The 19039-nt window shown below is 68.1% G+C and carries 15 protein-coding genes and 2 pseudogenes; 14 read left to right on the top strand and 3 right to left on the bottom strand.

All coding sequences use genetic code 11. The features are described 5' to 3' along the window. Positions 1 to 25: 25 nt before the first annotated feature. Together QMG86_RS15250 and QMG86_RS15255 are read left to right on the top strand one after the other, a co-directional pair. Positions 26 to 1591, top strand: a complete 1566-nt coding sequence (locus QMG86_RS15250) for an FAD-dependent oxidoreductase (protein WP_281880281.1) — start codon at positions 26 to 28, stop codon at positions 1589 to 1591. A gap of 302 nt (positions 1592 to 1893) precedes the next feature. Then, a complete protein-coding gene (locus QMG86_RS15255) occupies positions 1894 to 2856 on the top strand; it encodes an alpha/beta hydrolase (RefSeq protein WP_281880282.1) in 963 nt (320 codons plus the stop codon). A 269-nt stretch (positions 2857 to 3125) separates the two neighbouring features. Here QMG86_RS15255 and QMG86_RS15260 read toward each other — a convergent pair whose 3' ends face one another. Continuing rightward, positions 3126 to 3929 carry an IclR family transcriptional regulator gene (locus QMG86_RS15260; RefSeq protein WP_281880283.1) on the bottom strand — a complete coding sequence of 268 codons (804 nt, stop codon included), beginning with the start codon at positions 3927 to 3929 and terminating at the stop codon, positions 3126 to 3128. 246 nt (positions 3930 to 4175) lie between these two features. Here QMG86_RS15260 and QMG86_RS15265 point away from each other — a divergent pair, with 246 nt between their 5' ends. The 11 genes and pseudogenes from QMG86_RS15265 (at position 4176) to QMG86_RS15320 (ending at position 17218) form a co-directional block, all read left to right on the top strand. Continuing rightward, positions 4176 to 5258, top strand: coding sequence for a ferredoxin--NADP reductase (locus QMG86_RS15265; RefSeq protein ID WP_281880284.1), 1083 nt, complete (start codon positions 4176 to 4178; stop codon positions 5256 to 5258). A gap of 131 nt (positions 5259 to 5389) precedes the next feature. Then, positions 5390 to 6589 carry a 3-ketosteroid-9-alpha-monooxygenase, oxygenase component gene (locus QMG86_RS15270; protein ID WP_281880285.1) on the top strand — a complete coding sequence of 400 codons (1200 nt, stop codon included), beginning with the start codon at positions 5390 to 5392 and terminating at the stop codon, positions 6587 to 6589. Positions 6590 to 6632: 43 nt separating this feature from the next. After that, positions 6633 to 7817 carry an acyl-CoA dehydrogenase family protein gene (locus QMG86_RS15275; protein ID WP_281880286.1) on the top strand — a complete coding sequence of 395 codons (1185 nt, stop codon included), beginning with the start codon at positions 6633 to 6635 and terminating at the stop codon, positions 7815 to 7817. Between the two features lie 27 nt (positions 7818 to 7844). Then, complete coding sequence (locus QMG86_RS15280) at positions 7845 to 8795, top strand: VOC family protein (RefSeq protein WP_281880287.1); 951 nt, start codon at positions 7845 to 7847, stop codon at positions 8793 to 8795. A gap of 188 nt (positions 8796 to 8983) precedes the next feature. Continuing rightward, a pseudogene (locus QMG86_RS15285) lies at positions 8984 to 10588 on the top strand (flavin-containing monooxygenase); the annotation flags it as partial. Between the two features lie 267 nt (positions 10589 to 10855). Continuing rightward, positions 10856 to 11545: pseudogene (locus QMG86_RS15290) on the top strand (alpha/beta hydrolase); the annotation flags it as partial. Continuing rightward, positions 11542 to 12429, top strand: coding sequence for an SDR family NAD(P)-dependent oxidoreductase (locus QMG86_RS15295; RefSeq protein ID WP_281880288.1), 888 nt, complete (start codon positions 11542 to 11544; stop codon positions 12427 to 12429). The pseudogene QMG86_RS15290 and the gene QMG86_RS15295, both read left to right, overlap by 4 nt. Then, a complete protein-coding gene (locus QMG86_RS15300) occupies positions 12429 to 13313 on the top strand; it encodes an SDR family NAD(P)-dependent oxidoreductase (RefSeq protein WP_281880289.1) in 885 nt (294 codons plus the stop codon). The genes QMG86_RS15295 and QMG86_RS15300 overlap by 1 nt, the downstream gene beginning before the upstream one ends. Continuing rightward, on the top strand, positions 13310 to 15277 hold the full coding sequence (locus QMG86_RS15305; protein WP_281880290.1) for a flavin-containing monooxygenase: 1968 nt from the start codon (positions 13310 to 13312) through the stop codon (positions 15275 to 15277). Before QMG86_RS15300 ends, QMG86_RS15305 begins: the two co-directional genes overlap by 4 nt. A gap of 177 nt (positions 15278 to 15454) precedes the next feature. Beyond that, positions 15455 to 16009, top strand: a complete 555-nt coding sequence (locus QMG86_RS15310) for a flavin reductase family protein (protein WP_281880292.1) — start codon at positions 15455 to 15457, stop codon at positions 16007 to 16009. A 342-nt stretch (positions 16010 to 16351) separates the two neighbouring features. Continuing rightward, entirely contained in the window at positions 16352 to 17218 is an 867-nt protein-coding gene (locus QMG86_RS15320) for an alpha/beta fold hydrolase (protein ID WP_281880295.1), read from the top strand. Here QMG86_RS15320 and QMG86_RS15325 read toward each other — a convergent pair. Further along, positions 17215 to 17910, bottom strand: a complete 696-nt coding sequence (locus tag QMG86_RS15325; protein WP_281880296.1) for a Dabb family protein — start codon at positions 17908 to 17910, stop codon at positions 17215 to 17217. The two genes, QMG86_RS15320 and QMG86_RS15325, sit on opposite strands and share 4 nt — an antisense overlap. Further along, positions 17903 to 18250, bottom strand: a complete 348-nt coding sequence (locus QMG86_RS15330; protein ID WP_039798577.1) for a hypothetical protein — start codon at positions 18248 to 18250, stop codon at positions 17903 to 17905. Before QMG86_RS15330 ends, QMG86_RS15325 begins: the two co-directional genes overlap by 8 nt. A gap of 164 nt (positions 18251 to 18414) precedes the next feature. Here QMG86_RS15330 and QMG86_RS15335 point away from each other — a divergent pair, with 164 nt between their 5' ends. Continuing rightward, a complete protein-coding gene (locus tag QMG86_RS15335; RefSeq protein ID WP_281880976.1) occupies positions 18415 to 19020 on the top strand; it encodes a helix-turn-helix transcriptional regulator in 606 nt (201 codons plus the stop codon). The last annotated feature ends 19 nt before the right edge of the window (positions 19021 to 19039 follow it).

Below are 19039 nucleotides of genomic sequence, written 5' to 3' on the forward strand. Positions count from 1 at the left end.
ACGCAGAGATGGAGTGCAGTCGACGATGACCTGGGGCAGTACCTATGACGTTGTAGTGGTGGGCTCGGGCGCCGCCGCCCTGGCCGGAGCGCTGGCCGCGACCCATCGCGGTCTGTCCACCTGCGTATTCGAGAAGACCGATCGTTTTGGCGGCACGTCGGCGTATTCCGGTGGCAGCGTGTGGATTCCGGGCAACCACGTGCTGGCCCGGCAAGGCGTCGAGGACTCCGTCGAGAAGGGCCTGGCCTACTTCTCGGCCCTGGTCGGTGACCGCACCCGGCCCGAGGTGCAGCGCGCCTACCTGCAGACCGGCCCGGTCGTCGCCGACTTCCTGGAGAACACGATCGGCATCCCGCTCGAGCACCGCCCTTTCCCGGACTACTTCGACGCGCCGGGGCGCAGCGCCAACGGCCGCAGCATCTTCGCGCACCCGATCTCGGCGGAGGAGGTCGGTGACCGGCTCGGCGACATCCGGCCGATGGTGCCCGTCGACCAGTTCGGCATCCAGATGGACCGGTCTGTGCTCGACGGCGGCCAGGCCTGGATCGCCAGGATGCTGCTCGCCCTCGACAGTTCCGGCCACGCCGAGCTGAAGCTGCGCACCCGCGTCACCGGACTGGTGCAGGACGAGGAAGGCCGGGTCACCGGCGTCGTCGTCACCGGCCCGGACAGCACCGAATCCCGCATCCGGGCACGTGCCGGGGTGCTGCTGGCCGCGGGCGGTTTCGAGCGGTCGGCGCAGCTGCGCGCGAAGTGGCAAGACATGCCCAGCGCCGACTGGACCTCCTCGCACCCCGACACCGGCTCCGGCGACGCTCTTTCGCTGGTCGAATCCGTCGGTGCAGCAACAGATCTGCTGGACCAGTCGTGGTGGTGCCCGGCCACCCTGTTCCCGAACGGGCACGCCGCCTTCACCCTCGGCCTGCGGGCCGGCATCGTCGTCGACGGCACCGGACAGCGTTTCGCCAACGAGATGCTGCCCTACGACCGGATGGGCCGCGCCATGCGCGAACGGATGCGGCAGGGCCACGGCGACGTATTCTGGTACATCTTCGACAACCGGACCGGTGACGAATTGCCCGCCATCTGCGCTCCCACGCCGAACCGGGAGGAATTGTCGGCCGCAGGCCTGTGGCACACCGCCGGCGACATCGCGGAACTGGCCTCCGCGATCGGCGTCGATACTGATCGGCTGACCGCGACCGTGCGCCGCTTCAACGACTTCGCCGAACGCGGGCGCGACCAAGACTTCGGCCGCGGCGAGGATCCGTTCGGCCGCTTCTTCGTAGGTGCCGCGTCGCCGGAACAATGCCTGCAGCCGCTGAACGGATCCCGTCTCCACGCGGTGCGCCTGGTCCTCGGCGATCTGGGCACCAAGGGCGGCGCGGTGATCGACCACGTCGGCGCCGTTGAGCGTCCCGACGGGACCGTGATCCCCGGTCTCTACGCCGCGGGCAACTCCGCGGCCTCGGTGGCCGGGCCGGTGTATCCGGGCCCGGGCGTGCCGCTGGGCTCCGGCATGGTCATGGCCTACCGCGCCGTATCCGACATGGCCGGCAAGTTCAGCGGCGCCGACGCCACCGCTTCCTGACCGCAGGCGGGCCGCAGCGCGAACGCCGCGCCACGGCCCGCCCGTCACCGCCCGCGAGAACCGCAGCGCTGTACGTGAGTTGATGCGCCCGATCGCCGTCGTCACCGGTACCACGATCGAGATCGGCGGACACTCAACCCGGTTTCCGAAAGACGGCCTGCGGGTCGCCGATCCGGTTCGTGCGCGGTACGGCGGAACGCAGGACCTCACATCTTCCCGCACCCCGAATGGTCCGGTAGTAGGCCGAGCGGATCGACCACGTCACATGGAGCCGCTTACGTGAACCGAGATGAGGAGGTCTCGTGCCCGTTCCCCCGTTGGATCCCGACGTCGCGGCACGCATCGCGGCGCTCGGGTTGATACCGTCGATGCGTTCCCGCGGCATCGAGGCGGTCCGCGCGGGCGTCGAGGCCATGCCGGCGCCGGAGTCGATGCCCGCGATGGCCCAGATCGAGGACGTCACCATCTCGGGGCCCTACGGTCCGCTCGACCTGCGGGTCTATCGGCCGACGGTCGACTCCGCCGCGCCGGCGATGGTGTATCTGCACGGCGGCGGACTCGCCATGGGCTCGAACCGATCGTTCGAACCACTGGCACGGAACCTCGCGATGTCCAGCGGTGCGACGGTCGTCGCGGTGGACTACCGGCTGGCACCCGAGTGGCCGGCCCCGGTGCAGGTGGAGGAGGCCTACGCGGCTGCCGTGTGGGTGGCTGAGCACGCTCGTGACCTGCGTGTCGACGCCGACCGCCTCGCGGTGGCCGGGGACAGCGCCGGGGGCGGTCTCGCCGCCGGAGTGACCCTGCTGGCCCGCGACCGTGGCGGCCCGGCACTGTTCGCCCAGGTACTGCTGTATCCAGGGTTGGATCGCGACATGGGGGCGGCGTCGGTGGTGGCGATGCCCAACGCGCCGATGCTGCTCCGCGAGGACATCACGTACCTGCACGAGCTCGCCGAGACCGGCGCCCCCACGCCACCGGACTGCTACCGGATTCCCGCTTACGCAACGGACCTCTCCGGTCTGCCGCAGGCGATCGTGGTGACCGCCGAGGGCGACCCGATCCGGGACTGGGGCGAGCGCTACGCCGCGCGGCTGCGCGATGCCCGCGTGCAGACCACGCTCACGCGGTATCCCGGTGTGCTGCACGGCTTCCTGATGCGGGCGGAGAACTCGGCCCGAGCGATGCTCGCGATCGCCGAGATCGGGGCTCTGCTACGTGCCAAATTCGGCCATGTACTGCCGTGGTCGGAGACCCGAGGAGACTGAAAACCAGGCATCTCTGGGCACTGCGGCAGATCGGCGGTTCCATGGTCGCGAGGCTCGGTGAGAAGTGGGGCGTCGAGCACTATCTACGTGGTGTCCGCTGCTGATCCGAGCACAGCGGGGCGAAAGGGTGTGGCGCTATGAGCGCGGTGCCGCAAGCGGCGGCCTCGGTGGTGCCGATCGTGGCGCTGTGCCCGCTTTCCATATGGCAATTGCTCGTCTGATCCGTGCCAGCTGTGTACGCGCCATTTGCCCGGACCCGCTATCGGTCCCTACGGGTGGGCGGCAAGCTCCGCGGCTGTGCAGCGATCCCAGATCTCGCGGGCGGCTACGCGGACGGGTCCGACCAGTTTGCGGTAGTCGAGCGCGGTGACCGGCGCGCAGATGGAGAGACCGGCGAGGTTGCCGTAAAGGTGGTCCGGTGGGCCGATGGAGACGCCGACGCAACCGAGGCCGGAGAACGCCTCCCCGCGATCGAAGGCAGCCCCCCGGTCCCTGATGACGGCGAACTCGTCCTCGAGCTGGGCGTCGGAGGCGATGCTCTGCGTCGTTCGCCGGACCAGCTCACCGGCGTCGGTGCGCACGAGCCCATGCGCGACGTGCGGATTGCGGGTCGTCTCGGTGATCGCCAGCTGAACCTTGCCGACGGCGGTCAGGTGCGCGGGCACTCGCTGCCCCACGGCAGTGGGAGTCGGGCCGGAGGCGCGACCGTTGAACTTGGCGAGGTAGACCGTATCGCCGTGGTCGACCACGGCGAGCTGGATCGTGAGGCCGGTCCGGTGCGCGAATGCCTGCATGACCGGCCGCGCTCCCTGCAGCAGCCGGTTCTGATTCAGCGCGGCCTGGCCCAGCTCGTAAGCCTTGACGCCGAGTTCATAGGTCTGCTCCGGGGAGCGAGCGAGCCACCCGGCGGTGGCGAGCTGCTCGAGCAGGCGATGCGCGGACGAGCGGGGCAGACCGGTTCGGGAAGTCACCTGGGCGAGGGTCAACGGGCCCGCGCCGTTGAACGTCTCCAATACCAGCGCGATCCGCTCGACGACCGAGACCGGCACGCCCGCGGGACTTGATGTTCTCACTCGACCTCCCAGCACCTCGTCACATCACTGTGACGGGAGTCACGGTACTACCACGTACATGTGCGGTTCAAACGGCCCGCACCGCGTGTGTGCACCGAGGATCACACGAGAGCGCCGTCACAATCGCACAAACTTCCCGATCAGCGAGACGTTCCGGACCGGACCCGCGATCCCGCGCCTAGCGTTCCGGGTGCTCCGATCCGGCCGGACCTGGAGCATGCATGATCGACACGACCAGGAGGGCGGATGTCCACGGATACGAGTGCCGGTCTGGAGGCCCTCGCGGACTCGGTGACGATCACGCCGGAATCGCGCGGCCGTCGGGTCCGGGTGCTCGAGGTCGTCGAGGAGACGGCCGACGCGCGGTCCTTCGTCGTGGAGCCGCTCGACGGAACGGACACCGGCTACCAGGCCGGGCAATTCCTCACCGTCCGGGTGCCCGACGTCGGCACCGGCTCGGCACGGTGCTACTCGCTGTCGAGTTCACCAGACAGCGACGCGGCCATGAAGTTCACCGTCAAGCGGGTCGAGGGTGGCCACGGCTCCAACTGGCTGTGCGACACCGTCTCGGCCGGCGACGAGTTGGAGGTGCTGCCGCCCGCGGGCACCTTCACCCCTGCCTCGCTGGACCAACCGGTGGTGCTGGTCGCCGGTGGCAGCGGCATCACCCCGGTGATCGCGATCGCCAAGTCGATCCTGTTCGCCGGCAGCGGCGACGTGGTGCTGATCTACGCCAACCGGGACCAGGACTCGGTCATCTTCGGCCGCGAACTGCGAGAGCTGGAGCAGCGGTTCGCCGACCGGTTCTCGGTGATCCACGTGCTGGAGTCCGTACAGGGGTATCCGACTCGGCGCACCCTGTCGCTGCTCCTGCGTCCCTTCCTCGACCGCTCGGTCTACATCTGCGGGCCGACGCCGCTGATGGATCTCACCACCGAGGTGTGCGCGGCCGAAGGCTTCCCGGCTTCCCGGGTGCACTCGGAGCGGTTCCTCTCACTGCAGAGCGACCCGTTCACCGCCCGAACTGCCGACACCGGTCCGGACGCGGGGGGTGAGGTGGTCGCCCAGGTTCGGGTGCGCATCGACGGTGCCGAGCATGAGGTGCCATGGACGGCGGGACGCAAGTTGCTCGACGCTCTGCTCGACGCCGGCGTGGAAGCACCGTACTCGTGCCGGGAGGGCGCGTGCAGCGCCTGTGTCTGCTCACTCACCGAGGGCCGGGTGAATCTGGCCCGCAACGACATCCTGACCGAAGACGACCTCGCCGAGGGTTACATTCTGGCCTGCCAGGCGGAACCGGTGAGCGACGAGATCGCGATCGAGTACTGAGGACTGGCGGCACCCGATGGAATCGCCGTCCCACTCAGCAGGAGATCCACGTCACACCGGGAATCGCGCTTGCCAAGCTGGTGGTAGTGCGCCGAGTTCTGCGGTCGCAGCCCATTTGACCAGGAGGAATCGTGACTGCCACCCCTGCAACCGGAGACCGGGTCCGTGTCATCGACACCGGCTTGCCACCCGAGCGGTACGCCCGTGGCTGGCATTGCCTGGGCCTGGTTCGCGACTTCGCCGACCGAAAGCCCCACCAGATCTCCGCTTTCGGCACCGAGCTCGTCGTATTCGCCGGGGAGGACGGAAAGATCAACGTGCTCAACGCCTTCTGCCCCCATATGGGCGGCAACCTGGCGCACGGCACCGTGAAAGGCGACACGATCGCATGCCCTTTCCACGACTGGCGCTGGCGCGGTGACGGCAAGTGTGCGGCAATCCCGTACGCCCGGCGGGTGCCGCCGCTGGCCCGCACCAAAGCATGGCCGACGATGGAGATCAGCGGGCAGCTGTTCGTCTGGAACGACCCGCAAGGCCGCAAGCCCCCGGCCGAGCTGACGATCCCGGAGATCCCCACCTACGGTGACCCGGGCTGGACCGATTGGGTGTGGAACTCGATCCTGGTGGAGGACTCGCACTGCCGGGAGATCGTCGACAACGTCGTGGACATGGCGCACTTCTTCTACGTGCACTACGGCATGCCGACCTATTTCCGCAACGTTTTCGAAGGGCACACCGCCACCCAACTCATGCGCTCACGGCCGCGTGCCGACGCGGTGGGGGTCAGCACGAACACCACCGACCTGAGCACCGAGAGCCGTTCCGACGCCACCTATTACGGTCCTTCCTACATGGTGGACAAGTTGTGGAGCGCCCAGTACGCCGACCGCGACGAGCCGAACATCTACCTGATCAACTGCCACTACCCGATCACCCCGACGTCGTTTCGGCTCCAGTACGGCGTGCTGGTGGAGAAGCCTGCCGGGATGGACGACGAGGCCGCCAACGCGATGGCCGCCGCTGTCGGCCGGGGTATTGCCATCGGTTTCGAGCAGGATGTCGAGATCTGGAAGAACAAGGCGCGCATCGACAATCCGCTGCTGTGCGAAGAGGATGGCCCGGTCTATCAGCTGCGCCGCTGGTACGAGCAGTTCTACGTCGACGTCGAAGACGTCAAGCCCCAGATGGTCAACCGGTTCGAGTTCGAAATCGACACCGAACGCGCCCTGCAGAACTGGCAGGCCGAGGTGGACGCCAACCTGGCCGCGGGCCGCAGCGCTATCGCCCCCAACCTGGCGGCGAACCGCGAGGCCGCTTCCACCGGTTCCTGACAATCCAATCCTCCCATTCAGACTTCACGGACCAGGAGTTCCGATGTCCTACACCGTCCTCGACAACATCGTCGCCATCGCCGACGAGATCCGCGCCGCCGCGGAGGAATCCGATTCGCTGGGCAGGCTGACCGACGGCATGGCCGCCCAGCTCAAGGAAGCCGGCCTCATCCGGCTGCTGCAGCGCAAGAAGTACAACGGTTACGAGGCACATCCGCGCGAGTTCGCCGAGACCGTCATGAAGACCGCGAGCATCTACGGCTCGGCGGGCTGGGTCGGCGGCATCGTCGGGGTGCACCCCTGGCAGCTTGCCTTCGCCGACCCGAAGGTGCAGGACGAGGTGCTCGGCGCGGACGGCGACACCTGGCAGGCCTCGCCCTACATGCCGGGCGGGGTCGCGGTGCCCGCCGACGGCGGCTACGTGATGAACGGGCGCTGGCAGTTCTCCTCGGGCACCGACCACTGTGACTGGATCTTCCTCGGCGCCATGGTCGGCGGCCCGGACGGCAAGCCGCTGATGCCGCCGCAGGGCCTGCATGTCATCCTGCCCCGTTCGGATTACGAGATCGTGGCGGATTCCTGGGATGTGGTCGGGCTGCGCGGCACCGGCAGCAAGGACATCGTCGTGAAAAACGCCTTCATCCCGAGTTACCGGGTGATGGACTCGGCGAAGGTCATGGACGGCACCGCGGCCAAGGAGTACGGCGTCACCGAGACGCTGTACAAGATGCCCTGGTCGACCATGTTCCCGCTGGGCATCACCTCGGCGACCATCGGCATCTGCGAGGGCGTGCTCGCCGCCGGAATCGCCTACCAGCGCAACCGCGTCGGCGCCACCGGCACGGTCGTCAAGGACGATCCGTACGTGCTGCACGCGCTGGGTGAGTCCGCCTCGGAGATCGACGCCGCCCGTCAGCAGTTGCTCGCCAACGTCGACCGCATCTACGACAGTGTCGACCGGGGCGAGGAGATCGACTTCGAGACCCGCGCCCGGGTGCGCCGGGACCAGGCGCGTGCGGCGTGGCGCGCGGTCCGCGCCGCCGACGAGATCTTCGACCGGGCCGGTGGCAACGCGCTGCGTATGGACAACCCGCTGCAACGGTTCTGGCGCGACGCCCACGCGGGCCTGCACCACGCCATTCACGTCACGAGCACCACCTACCACGCCGCTGCCCTGGCGTCGCTGGGCGTGGAGGTCCCGCCGGGACCGCTGCGCGTGATGATCTGACCGGTTCGGAAAGGAACACGAGCAACGATGACCGAAATCAAGGGGCTCGGCTACGTCCGGGTTCTCGCCACCGATATGGAGCGCTGGCGCGAACTCGGTTTCGAGGTATTGGGATTCGCGCCGGGCTTCGGTCCGGAAGAGGATGCCCTGCACTTCCGGATGGACGAGCGGCCGGCCCGCATCACCGTCGAACGCGGTGACGTCGACCGGGTTACCGCCGTCGGCTGGGAGGTTCGCGACGGCCTCGCGCTGCGCCGGCTGGCCGAGCATCTGCGGTCCGCCGGATTCGAGACCACCCCGATGTCACAGGAGTTGGCCGACCGGCGCAAGGTCGAGGCCGGGTTCAGCATGAAGGATCCCGGCGGCACCCCGCTCGAGTTCTTCCACGGCCCGGTGCTCGAGCACAGCCCGGTGCTCACCAAGTATGGTCAGCGTTTCGTCACAGGACAGCAAGGCATGGGCCATGTGGTGATGCCGACGACCAACTTCGACGAGTCCTTCGCCTTCTACAACGAGACGCTGGGCTTCCTGTCTCGTGGCGCGTTCCGGATGCCCTCGCCGCCGGAGGCCCCGCCATTGCGGATCCGGTTCATGGGTGTCAATCAGCGCCACCACAGCTTGGCGATCATGCCGAGCCTGGAAGGCCGCGATCCGGGCCTGATCCACGTGATGGTCGAGGTCGACGAACTCGACGCGGTCGGCCGCGCCTACGACCAGGTGCTGGCCCGGGACTTCCCGGTCTCCTCCACGCTGGGCAGGCACACCAACGACAAGATGATCTCCTTCTACGTCCGGGTGCCCGGCGGCTGGGACATCGAGTACGGCTACGGCGGCAAGCTCGTCGACGAGAGCTACTACACCGCCGAAGAGATCACCGCGGACAGCTACTGGGGTCACGAGTGGATGTGGATGCGGGAGATGAAGGAAGCGCAGAAGGCCGCGGCGGCCGCGGACACGGGGGAGTCGGTCGGCGCGTGAGCGCGACCAGCATCGGATGACCAGTGCCGGGGCGGGAGTGCGCCGCCCGCCCCGGCGTCGCCGCGGGCAGTGCCGCCGGCTCGGGGAACCCGAAGACCGCTGGATGGGAGCGCGCCGTTCCGGAAGGCATTGCGCGACTTACGGTGTGGCTCCAGCCGACGATCACCTCATCGAGGGAAGTGAATCAAGTGACAACTCAGGACAGCGATTTCGACGCCGTCGTCGTCGGGGCGGGGATATCCGGCCTGTACGCGGTGTACAGGCTGCGCGGCCGCGGTATGCGCGTGCACGGCTTCGAGTCCGCCGAAGGCGTGGGCGGCACCTGGTACCACAACCGGTACCCCGGTGCGCGTTGTGATGTCGAGAGCATCGACTACTCCTACTCCTTCGACGAGCAGTTGCAGCAGGAGTGGACCTGGTCGGAGCGGTTCGCGACGCAGGAGGAGATCCTGCGCTACCTCGATCACGTCGCCGACCGGCACGATCTGCGCTCTGCTTACGACTTCCTGACCCGGGTGACCGCCGCTGTCTACGACGAGCAGGCCCAGCGGTGGACGATCTCCACCGACACCGGCCGCACCGTGACCGCGCGCTTCTGCATCCTGGCCACCGGTGTGCTGTCCGCGACCAACATGCCCGACATCCCGGGCCGCGACACCTTCGGCGGGGAGGTCTACCACACCGGCGAATGGCCGCACGAGTCCGTGGATCTCACCGGCAAGCGGATCGGCGTCATCGGCACCGGCTCCTCCGCCATCCAGGCCATCCCGGTGATCGCCGAGCACGCCGAGCACCTGTATGTCTTCCAGCGCACGCCGAACTACTCGATCCCGGCGGGCAACCGCCCGCTGGATCCGGAGTTCGTGGCCGAGGTCAAGGCGAACTACGCCGAGCGGCGCAGGCTGTCGAGAATCAGCGGCGGCGGCACCCCGAACAGCCCGTACCCCAAGGGCGCACTGGAGATCGATGCCGCCGAGCGGACCCGGATCTACGACGAGTGGTGGCAGCGCGGCGGCTACCTGTTCGCCAAGGCATTTCCGGACCAGACGACGAACCTGGCCGCCAACGACACCGCGCGCGAGTATGTCGAGGCCAAGATCCGCGAGATGGTGCGCGATCAGGAGCTCGCCGATCAGCTGATCCCGAACGACCATCCGATCGGTACCAAGCGGATCGTCACCGACAGCGGCTACTTCGAGACCTACAACCGCGACAACGTCACCCTGGTGAATCTGCGGCGCACGCCGATAGAGGAGATCACCGAGACGGGGGTGCGGACCACGGCGCAGTCCTACGACCTCGACGTGCTGATCTTCGCCACCGGTTTCGACGCCATGACGGGATCGTTGTCGCGCATCGATATCCGCGGCCGCGGCGGACGAGAATTGCGCGAGGACTGGTCGGCGGGCCCGCGGACCTACCTCGGGCTGGCGGTCGCCGGGTACCCGAACATGTTCATCCTGGCCGGTCCGGGCAGCCCCAGCGTGCTGGCCAACATGGTGCTGATGGCCGAGCAGCACGTGGACTGGATCGCGGGCTGCCTGGACCATCTCGACGAACACGGGCACACCACCATCGAGGCGACCGAGGAGTCGGTCGAGGAGTGGGTGGCCGAGTGCAACGCGAAGGCGGCGGCCACGTTGTTCCCCTCCGCCAACTCTTGGTACATGGGCGCGAACATCCCGGGCAAGCCGCGGGTCTTCATGCCTTACATCGGCGGGTTCGGCAACTACAACAGCATCTGCTCGGAGGTGGCCGCCGCCGGATACAAAGGATTCGACCTCGGCGGCGCCAGGGTCCCAGCGGCGGGCTCGCGGCGACGGCCGGACCTGCACCCTGATGTCGAGGCCATGCTCGCGGCACTGGAGTCGTTCCCGGATGTGACGCAGCACGAGGCCGCCGAACTGCGCGAGCTCATCGTGTCCCGGCGGGCGCCGCTGACGCGCCTGCCCCGCATGCGCATCGCCGAGGACCGGGTGATCGAAGGCCCTGGCGGTGATCTGGCGGTGCGCGTGTACGTGCCCGAGCGCGACGCGAAAGCGCCGCTGCCGGTGGTGGTTTTCGCGCACGGCGGCGGATTCGTCTTCTGCGATCTGGACAGCCATGACGAATTCTGCCGATCGATGGCCGACGCGGTCGGCGTCGTGGTCGTCTCGGTGGACTACCGGCGCGCGCCCGAGCATCCCGGCCCCGCGGCGATGGAGGACATGTACGCGGCGCTGACCTGGGCGGCCGCGCATGCCGCCGAGTTCGGCGGCGACCCGGGTCGGCTCGCCGTGGCCGGTGACAGCGCGGGCGGCAATCTGGCTGCCACCGTCAGCCTGGCCGCGCGTGACCGCGGCGGGCCGCCGATCGCCGCCCAGATCTTGCTGTATCCGGTGATCGACGACGACTTCACCACCGAGTCCTACCGGCTCTACGGCGAGGGCTACTACAACACCACCAAGGCCATGCGCTGGTACTGGCAGCAGTACGCGCCGCACGGCACCGACAGCCCGTACCTGGTGCCGAGCCGGGCCGAATCGCTGGCTGGGCTGCCCGCGGCGGTGGTGGCGACCGCCGAGCTGGATCCGCCGTGCTCGGCGGGGGAAGACTACGCCCGGCGGCTCGCGGAGGCGGGTGTCCCGGTCACCGCTCATCGTTTCGACGGATTATTCCACGGATTCCTGACCTTCCCGAGCCTCTCGCTGACCGGTCCGGCGCGAGAGGTGCTCTGGCAGCTGATGCGCGACGTGCTGGAGGTGTCATGACACAGCGACTTACGACGAAGATCGCCCTGGTAACCGGCAGCAGCCGGGGGATAGGCCGGGCCATCGCGCAGCGTTTGGCCGCAGAAGGCGCGACCGTCGTCGTCACGGCCCGGTCGAACTCCCCGCGACCGTCGATCCGTGACGGCGCCACTCACGTGCTGTCCGGCTCCCTCGGGGAAACCGTGCAGCTGATCGAAGCGGCAGGCGGTCGGGCGATCGCCATCCCGGCCGACCTGGAGGACGTCGAACAACGTGCCGGCCTTGTCGACAAGGTCGTCGAGGAACTCGGCGGCATCGACATCCTGGTCAACAACGCGGGTTTCGCGGACTACAGCGTGATCGAGAAGATGAGCGACGCGACGTTCCACCGGACCGTCCAGCACTACCTCGAGGTGCCGTTCGCGCTCTGCCGCGCCGCGATCCCGCACCTGCGCAAGCAGGGCAGCGGCTGGATCGTCAATATCGGATCATCGACCGGTCTGAGCCCCATCCGGCCGTTCCGCGAGTACAACAAAACCTCCGGCGACGTCGTGTACGCCTCGGTCAAGGCCGCGCTGCACCGCTTCACCCAGGGGCTGGCCGCGGAGTTGGTCGACGAGGGCATAGCGGTCAACGCCGTGGGACCCTCGACCGCCATCATGACTCCGGGAGCGGCGACGCTCCTTCCGGAGGACTACGACACCGAGCCGGTCGAATACCTCGCCCAAACGGTGCTGGAGATGTGCACGATGCCCGCCGTCGGCCGTACCGGCCTGGTGGCCTTCAGCTTGCACTTCCCATGGGCGACGAACACCCCGGTGATGTCGCTCGACGGGCGCACCGAACTGCCACGGCGAGAACCACCGGCATGGGCCAACCCCCACATCCTCCCGGAGGGAGTGTGATGGCCACGACCGCACGAGAACGGTTCTCCCACGGCACGGCCGTGGTCACCGGTGCGGCGGCAGGAATCGGCCGCGGCCTGGCCCGCCACCTCGGCGTCCTCGGCATGACCGTCGTCGTCGCCGACATCGACGAGGACCGCGCCGCCGGTGTGGCCGCGGAGATCGTCGAGCACGGCGGCAACGCCCAGGGCTTCGGGGTCGATGTCGCCGACGCGGGCGCGGTCGAGGACATGGCCGCGACGATCTTCGCCCGGCACGGCAGCGTCGAACTACTGATCAATAACGCGGGGGTCGAGTCGGCGGGACTGCTGTGGGAAATAGATCCCGCCCGGTGGCGCAGGCTCATGCAGATCAACGTGGACGGGGTCTTCTACTGCTTGAAGTCCTTCGTGCCGCGCATGATCGAGGCGGGTACCCCGGCATGCATCGCCAACCTGTCCTCGGTCGGCGGTCTGAACACCGTCGCCGTGCAGTCGCCCTACATCGTCAGCAAGTTCGCGGTGCAGGCGATGACGGAGTGCCTGTGGCAGGACCTAGCGGTCGTCGGCGCTCCCATCCAAGTCAGCGCGGTGGTGCCGCATTCGATCCGCAGCGAGATCTTCCTCGCGGCCCAGCGCGACGCGCCCACCACCGACCCGACCGCCAACGCGGTGTTCGCCGCGATGCAGCGGGACAACGTGGAGAAGGGGCTCGACCCGCTCGAGGCCGCCGAGCACATGGTCGAACAGATCGCCCGCGGCGACTTCTGGGTCTTCTCCGACGATGCCATGTGCACCGCCTCGGCGACCCGGCGCGGTGAGCAACTGCTGTCGCTCAGCCCGCCCTCCAACCCACGAGACATGCTCGCCCGGATGGGCGTGCCACTCCCGGAAGGTAGCTCATGACCGAGACCATCGTCGCCGGCGTCTCCGCCGCAGGCCGAGAAGCCGCGTTGCAACAGGCGATCGCGGAATGCGAGCCGGCGCCGCTTCTGATGTCGATGGTGCACGTGACCGGTGATCTCGGACTGCTCGACGAGTTCGGCGCGCGCCTGTCGCTCGAGGAGCCGGGTAACCACTACCGCACCGGCACACGGCCGACGGTACCGCCCGGCACCTATCCCGACGACGTCGCCGCCGACATCCGCGCCCGCGCCCGCGAGGTGCTCACCCCGGATTCCGTCGCCGCGCTCGGGGTGCCGGACGACGAGTTGTTCCGCCGAATGGCGACCGTCTGCACCGCTCAGCGGGTGGATGCGGAGTTCGTGCCGATCCTGCTGGAGCAGGCCGGATTCACCAAGGATCGACGCCACGTCCCGGTGACGGTGACACCGCCTGCCGACTTCGAAGTGATCGTGATCGGTGCGGGCATCGTCGGCATCAACGCGGGAATCAAGCTCGGAGAGGCCGGTTTCCCCTTCACCATCTTCGAAGAACGCGAAGATATCGGCGGTACCTGGCATCGCAACACCTATCCCGGCGCGGCGGTGGACACTCCCAGCCACTACTACTCCTACTCGTTCGAGCTCAACCCGAACTGGACCCGCTACTATCCGACCGGCCCCGAGTACCAGAACTACCTGCTCGATGTGGTCGAGAAGTACCGGCTGCGCGAGCACATCCGATTCGGCAAGCGGGTGCGGTCGGCGACCTGGCTGGCAGAGGACAACCGCTGGGAAGTGGTGACCGAGGACCGCGACGGCATGGTCACCTGTCACCGCGCTCGCGCCGTGATCACCGCGCTCGGCATGCTCAACGCGCCCAATATTCCCCACGTGGAGGGTTTGGACACCTTCGCGGGCACGATCGCGCACACCGCCGAATGGGACACCGGCATCGACCTGCACGGCAAGCGGGTCGTGGTCCTGGGCACCGGCTGCACGGCGGTGCAAGTCGTGGCGAGCATCGTCGACGAGGTCGACACCCTCGATGTCGTCGTTCGCAGCCCGCACTGGCTGGTGCCCGAGAAGACCGTCGGAGGCGACGTGCCCGCGGGCGAGAAGTGGGCGATGGCCAACCTGCCCTTCTACGACAAGTGGTTCCGGCTGCGCACCTACTGGTTCGCCTCGGACAACCTCTACCCGCTGCCGCGGATCGACAAAGAGTGGGCGGCCACCCACCTGTCCGCGTCACCCGCCAACGACATGGTGCTGCGCACCGCACTGGAGTACTTGGACAAGAGCTTCCCGGACCGTCCCGACCTGGTCGAGAAGCTGACCCCGGACTTCCGCCCGTATGCCAAGCGAATCGTGAAGGACCCCGGCTTCTTCGCGGCACTCAACCGCGAGCATGTGACCCTGCACCGCGCCTCGTTCCAGCGTGTGACGCCCGAAGGCGTAGTCACCACGGAAGGCTCGTTCATCCCCGCCGACGTGATCATTCTTGCCACCGGGTTCAAACTCCAGTTCACCACCACGATCGACATCACCGGCAGGGACGGCCGGACCCTGGCCGAGGTGTGGAAGGGCGGCGAGGACCCGCGCGCCTACCTGGGTGTGCAGGCGTCGGGCTTCCCGAATCTGTTCGTCACCGCCGGGCCCAACGCCGCGCCGAACCACGGCGCCGGGCACAACATCACCGGCGAGGAACAGGTGCACTACATCATCGAGTGCCTGCAGTACCTGTTGGAGAACGACCATGCCGCCATGGACGTCGAACAGGAAGCGCTGGACGAGTACAACCGCCGCGTCGACGAAGCGCTCGATGAAACCGTGTGGGTGCATCCGGGTGCGCAGGTCAACGGCTACTACCGCAACAGCGCGGGCCGGGCGGTCGTGCCGTGCCCGTGGCGCCTGGTCGACTACTGGACGATGCTGCGCGAGCCGCACCCCGAGGATCTGATCTTCCTTCCGCATCGGACCGCGTCATGATGCCGAAGTTCGATTTCCGATGCGCCGGTCGGCCGTGAAACCCGCTGGTGGAAAAGTCGTCTCCGGCTGCCGCGTGCACGGCATCGGGTGTTCCGGCCAACGGGAGAGGTCCGGCCCCGATGTAGTGCCGGCCGATACCGTCACGGCGTGTGTCCATCAACCCATGAGGAGCAGGGGATGACATCCATCGGCATCGACCGCGAGGCGCCCCGGGACACGGGTGGAACGGATCTTCCGGAGCTGGATCCGGCTCTGATGCGCACTGTCCTGGGGCACTTCGCCACCGGCGTTGTCGCGATCACGGGCATCGATCCGCACAACGGGGCGCCGACGGGCCTGGCCGCGAACTCGTTCACCTCGGTGTCGCTGGATCCGCCGCTCATCGCCTTCTGTGTAGCCGCGACCAGCACTTCGTGGCCCCGGGTGCGGGCGGCGGGCCGCTATGCGGTCAACATCCTGTCCGAGGCTCAGGAGCCGGTGTGCCGGCAGCTGGCCACCCGCGGCGCCGACAAGTTCCAGGGCATCGAATGGCAGCCGTCGCCGGCGGGGGCGCCGATTCTCGCGGATTGCCTGGCTTGGATCGAAGCCGAGCTGGAGGCCGAGCATGCCGCGGGCGACCACACGATCGTGGTATCCCGGGTGCGGCACCTGTACGCCTCCGACTCGGCTCCGCTGATCTTCTTCCGCGGCCGCTACGGCAGTGTCGGCCCGAGCGCTGGTAGACCGCGATGACGATGCGCCCGCTGGATTGCGAGCGCTGCGGCCAGCGTGTCCTGATCGAGAAATTCAGTCCCGCACACACTTCGGTCCAGTGGACCGGTGACGCGGGCCGTTGCCCTGTGATCGCGGCCCAGCATCGGGGAGTCGGTCACCAGGAGCGCGGGTGCGACGCGCTGCACCGCAGCATCGATCGGGCGGTACGGGCGCAGGAACTGCCCGAGTCCCGTATACAGCTCCCCACCGGCGACGCTATTCCACGCCTGCACTGAGCAGGGGCGCGACCAGCTCGAAAGGGTGTGCCGCTCACCGGGAACGCTGCCGGACAGTCTGTCTCGGCGGTGGCAGGCTCAGGCCATGAGTACCTCAGTCGAATCCCGAGTAGTTCCCGAGTTGCGTGAACTGCCCACCGAGCACGGCGTCCTGCGTTACCGCGAGATCGGTGACGGTCCGCCCCTGCTGCTGTTGCACGGCTCCGGTCCCGGGGTGACGGGATGGCGCAACTTCGGAGCCAATGTCCCGGTTTTCGCGCAGCACTACCGCACACTGGTGCTGGAGTTTCCCGGTTTCGGGGTCAGCGACGATTTCGGCGCCCCACACCCCATGATGTCCGCGCAACAGGCGGTCGGCGCCTTCCTGGACGGGCTGGACTTGGACCGCGTGCGCGTCGTCGGAAACTCCATGGGCGGGTTCGTCGCTACGGATTTCGCCCTCGCGAACCCCGACCGGGTCGATCGGCTGGTCACCATCGGCGGGATCGGAACGCCCGTCTTCAGCGCCCAGCCGGGGGAGGGGATCGTGCGGCTGAGCGAGTTCGTCGAGAACCCCACTCGTGAAGCGCTGACAGCTTGGCTGCACTCGATGGTGTACGACTCGGCTCTGGTGACGGAGGAACTGATCGAGGAGCGCTGGCAGCAGGCGACAGATCCGGCGACCCTGGAGAATTCGCGGCGCATGTACGGCAAGGCCGCCTTGGCCCGGATGGCCGAGGCGGGCCGCAACGCCGACACCGTCCCGGGGTGGGCGAAGCTGGGCCGGATCACGGTCCCGGTGCTGGTGACCTGGGGCCGGGACGATCGGGTGAGCCCGGTCGACATGGCCCTGCTGCCGATGCGCACCCTGCGCAACGGCGAGGTGCACATCTTCCCCAACTGCGGGCACTGGGTGATGATCGAGCAGAAGCAGGCATGGGAGGCCACCGTCCTGGCCTTCCTCGGTCGTTAGCCTTCGCCCGCGGCCGGCGGCATCACCGGCGCCGCGTCGATGACCGGCGCCGGGATCGCGCAGAAGCTGTGGCAGACCCGGTCCTTGATGATCTGCTCGGGGCACTCCGGATCGAACCATCGGTCCACATGCCCCCAGTGGATCGGGTGATTCATATAGGGCCCGAGCAGGGCGTCGACATCGGCGTACTCCTGCTCCCACACGTGCGTCCACTGCGACATCCCGGTGGCGCGCCGCACCGGGCTCAGCTGCCAGGCCAGTATGGCGGGGATGTGGCGGGGCATCTGCAGCGTGGCGTGCTCGAACCGGCGGATCTCCGCCGGGTCTGCCGCGGCGTCCACGCGTAGCAGCAGCGTCCGGTATACCCGCGGCGGGCGTGATGTCCACCGCCGTCCCGCGCGCCCGTCCGCAGGCGACCCGCCCACATACTCCACTCCGTCGATGTGCCCGATCGTGGGCACGGACATCGCCTCGTCGATCGCGGCGCGGCTGCGTCTCCACCGGGTTTCCGATGGGAACTGGAAGTGGGCGAGGACATCTCCGCCATTGCGCGCTCCCGGCAGGGTGCGAATGACCAGCGACTGCCGTGCGCCGGCCGATTCGGCCGCGGCGGTGATGCGTTTGATCGTCACCTCTGTGACCATGTCGTCGCCGGGATCGGTCAGGTGCAGCAAGCGGGTCACCTTATACATCGCAAAGTCCTTCCACGTCCTCGGAACGGCTCGCCATCGACCGGGTGCGCTCGACGATCATCGGCGCCATCGATTCCCACCACTGCGCCGGGGCGGGATCGTGGCGCGCCCGGACCGCGGCCGCCCACCAGGCCGCCGTGCCCGACACGGTCCAAGTCGCGGTGACCGTGTTCGTCTCGTCCTCGATCCAGGCCGGCGGGCTCACCAGGATTCGCTCCAGCGTCAATCCGCGTTCTCGTGCCGCGGGGGCGTACTCGTCGAGATAGGCGTCGATGAACGCCCGTGCGCTGCCGGGTCGGAGCACGACTCGGTCGATGATGTAAAGGGCTGGGTCGTCCATGGAACCGAACGTAGGCGCTGCCCCGGAACCCGGCGGCTCGTCATCCCGGTGGCCGGGAGCCGCTGGCTCCGAATACTGTTCAACGGCTTGTAAGCTGCACAATCGTGCCAGCCGACGTCGATTCCTACCCCAACCTGCCCGCGACCAGCTGGGCCGTTCTGGGCATGTTGTCCTTCGGTGAGGAACTGACCGGCAACGATCTGAAGAAGTGGGCGGACTGGAGCATCGGCTTCTTCTATTGGAGCCCGTCGGTCAGTCAGGTCTACGCCGAGCTGAAGAAGCTCGAGGAGCTCGAGTTGGTGCGGTCCCGCCTGGTGACCGACGAAGGGGTGCGCGGGCGGCGGTTGTACGGCATCACCGATACGGGGTTGCGCGCGCTGCGGAACTGGTCTCGGAACGCCGGGGTGGACATGCCGGTGCTCAAACACGGTGTGATGCTGCGCCTGTGGATGGGTCACCTGCACGACCCCGAGCACCTGAAGCGGATCGTGCGGACGCACATCGACAACTTGCGCGAGCAGGCGAACCGGGCCGCCGTGCACGCCGACCGGTCGGAGCCGGAGCCGGGGTGGGCGTTCACCGAGATGAGTCTGCGGTGGGCGCAGCGTCATTTCGAGGCAGAGATCGCGCTGGCCGAACAGTTGCTGGCCGATATCGACGAGGCGGCCGCGCGTTATCGTGAGCTGGCCGTCCGCGACGAGAACGATCTTCCGGTTCCCCGTCATCCTGGGGTCTGGCGCACGGTAGGGGAGGATTCCGCGAAGAGCTGAGTTCCGGTTCGCGGTGGCT

The organism is Nocardia sputorum (assembly GCF_027924405.1).
Classification (GTDB): domain Bacteria; phylum Actinomycetota; class Actinomycetes; order Mycobacteriales; family Mycobacteriaceae; genus Nocardia; species Nocardia sputorum.

Excerpts from the sequence above, each read along its gene's own strand:
- QMG86_RS15250 (WP_281880281.1), top strand. The coding sequence starts at position 26 with ATGACCTGGGGCAGTACCTATGACGTTGTAGTGGTGGGCTCGGGCGCC.
- QMG86_RS15265 (WP_281880284.1), top strand. The coding sequence starts at position 4,176 with ATGTCCACGGATACGAGTGCCGGTCTGGAGGCCCTCGCGGACTCGGTG.
- QMG86_RS15275 (WP_281880286.1), top strand. The coding sequence starts at position 6,633 with ATGTCCTACACCGTCCTCGACAACATCGTCGCCATCGCCGACGAGATC.
- QMG86_RS15280 (WP_281880287.1), top strand. The coding sequence starts at position 7,845 with ATGACCGAAATCAAGGGGCTCGGCTACGTCCGGGTTCTCGCCACCGAT.
- QMG86_RS15295 (WP_281880288.1), top strand. The coding sequence starts at position 11,542 with ATGACACAGCGACTTACGACGAAGATCGCCCTGGTAACCGGCAGCAGC.
- QMG86_RS15300 (WP_281880289.1), top strand. The coding sequence starts at position 12,429 with ATGGCCACGACCGCACGAGAACGGTTCTCCCACGGCACGGCCGTGGTC.
- QMG86_RS15305 (WP_281880290.1), top strand. The coding sequence starts at position 13,310 with ATGACCGAGACCATCGTCGCCGGCGTCTCCGCCGCAGGCCGAGAAGCC.
- QMG86_RS15310 (WP_281880292.1), top strand. The coding sequence starts at position 15,455 with ATGACATCCATCGGCATCGACCGCGAGGCGCCCCGGGACACGGGTGGA.
- QMG86_RS15320 (WP_281880295.1), top strand. The coding sequence starts at position 16,352 with ATGAGTACCTCAGTCGAATCCCGAGTAGTTCCCGAGTTGCGTGAACTG.
- QMG86_RS15325 (WP_281880296.1), bottom strand. The coding sequence starts at position 17,910 with ATGTATAAGGTGACCCGCTTGCTGCACCTGACCGATCCCGGCGACGAC.
- QMG86_RS15330 (WP_039798577.1), bottom strand. The coding sequence starts at position 18,250 with ATGGACGACCCAGCCCTTTACATCATCGACCGAGTCGTGCTCCGACCC.
- QMG86_RS15335 (WP_281880976.1), top strand. The coding sequence starts at position 18,415 with ATGTTGTCCTTCGGTGAGGAACTGACCGGCAACGATCTGAAGAAGTGG.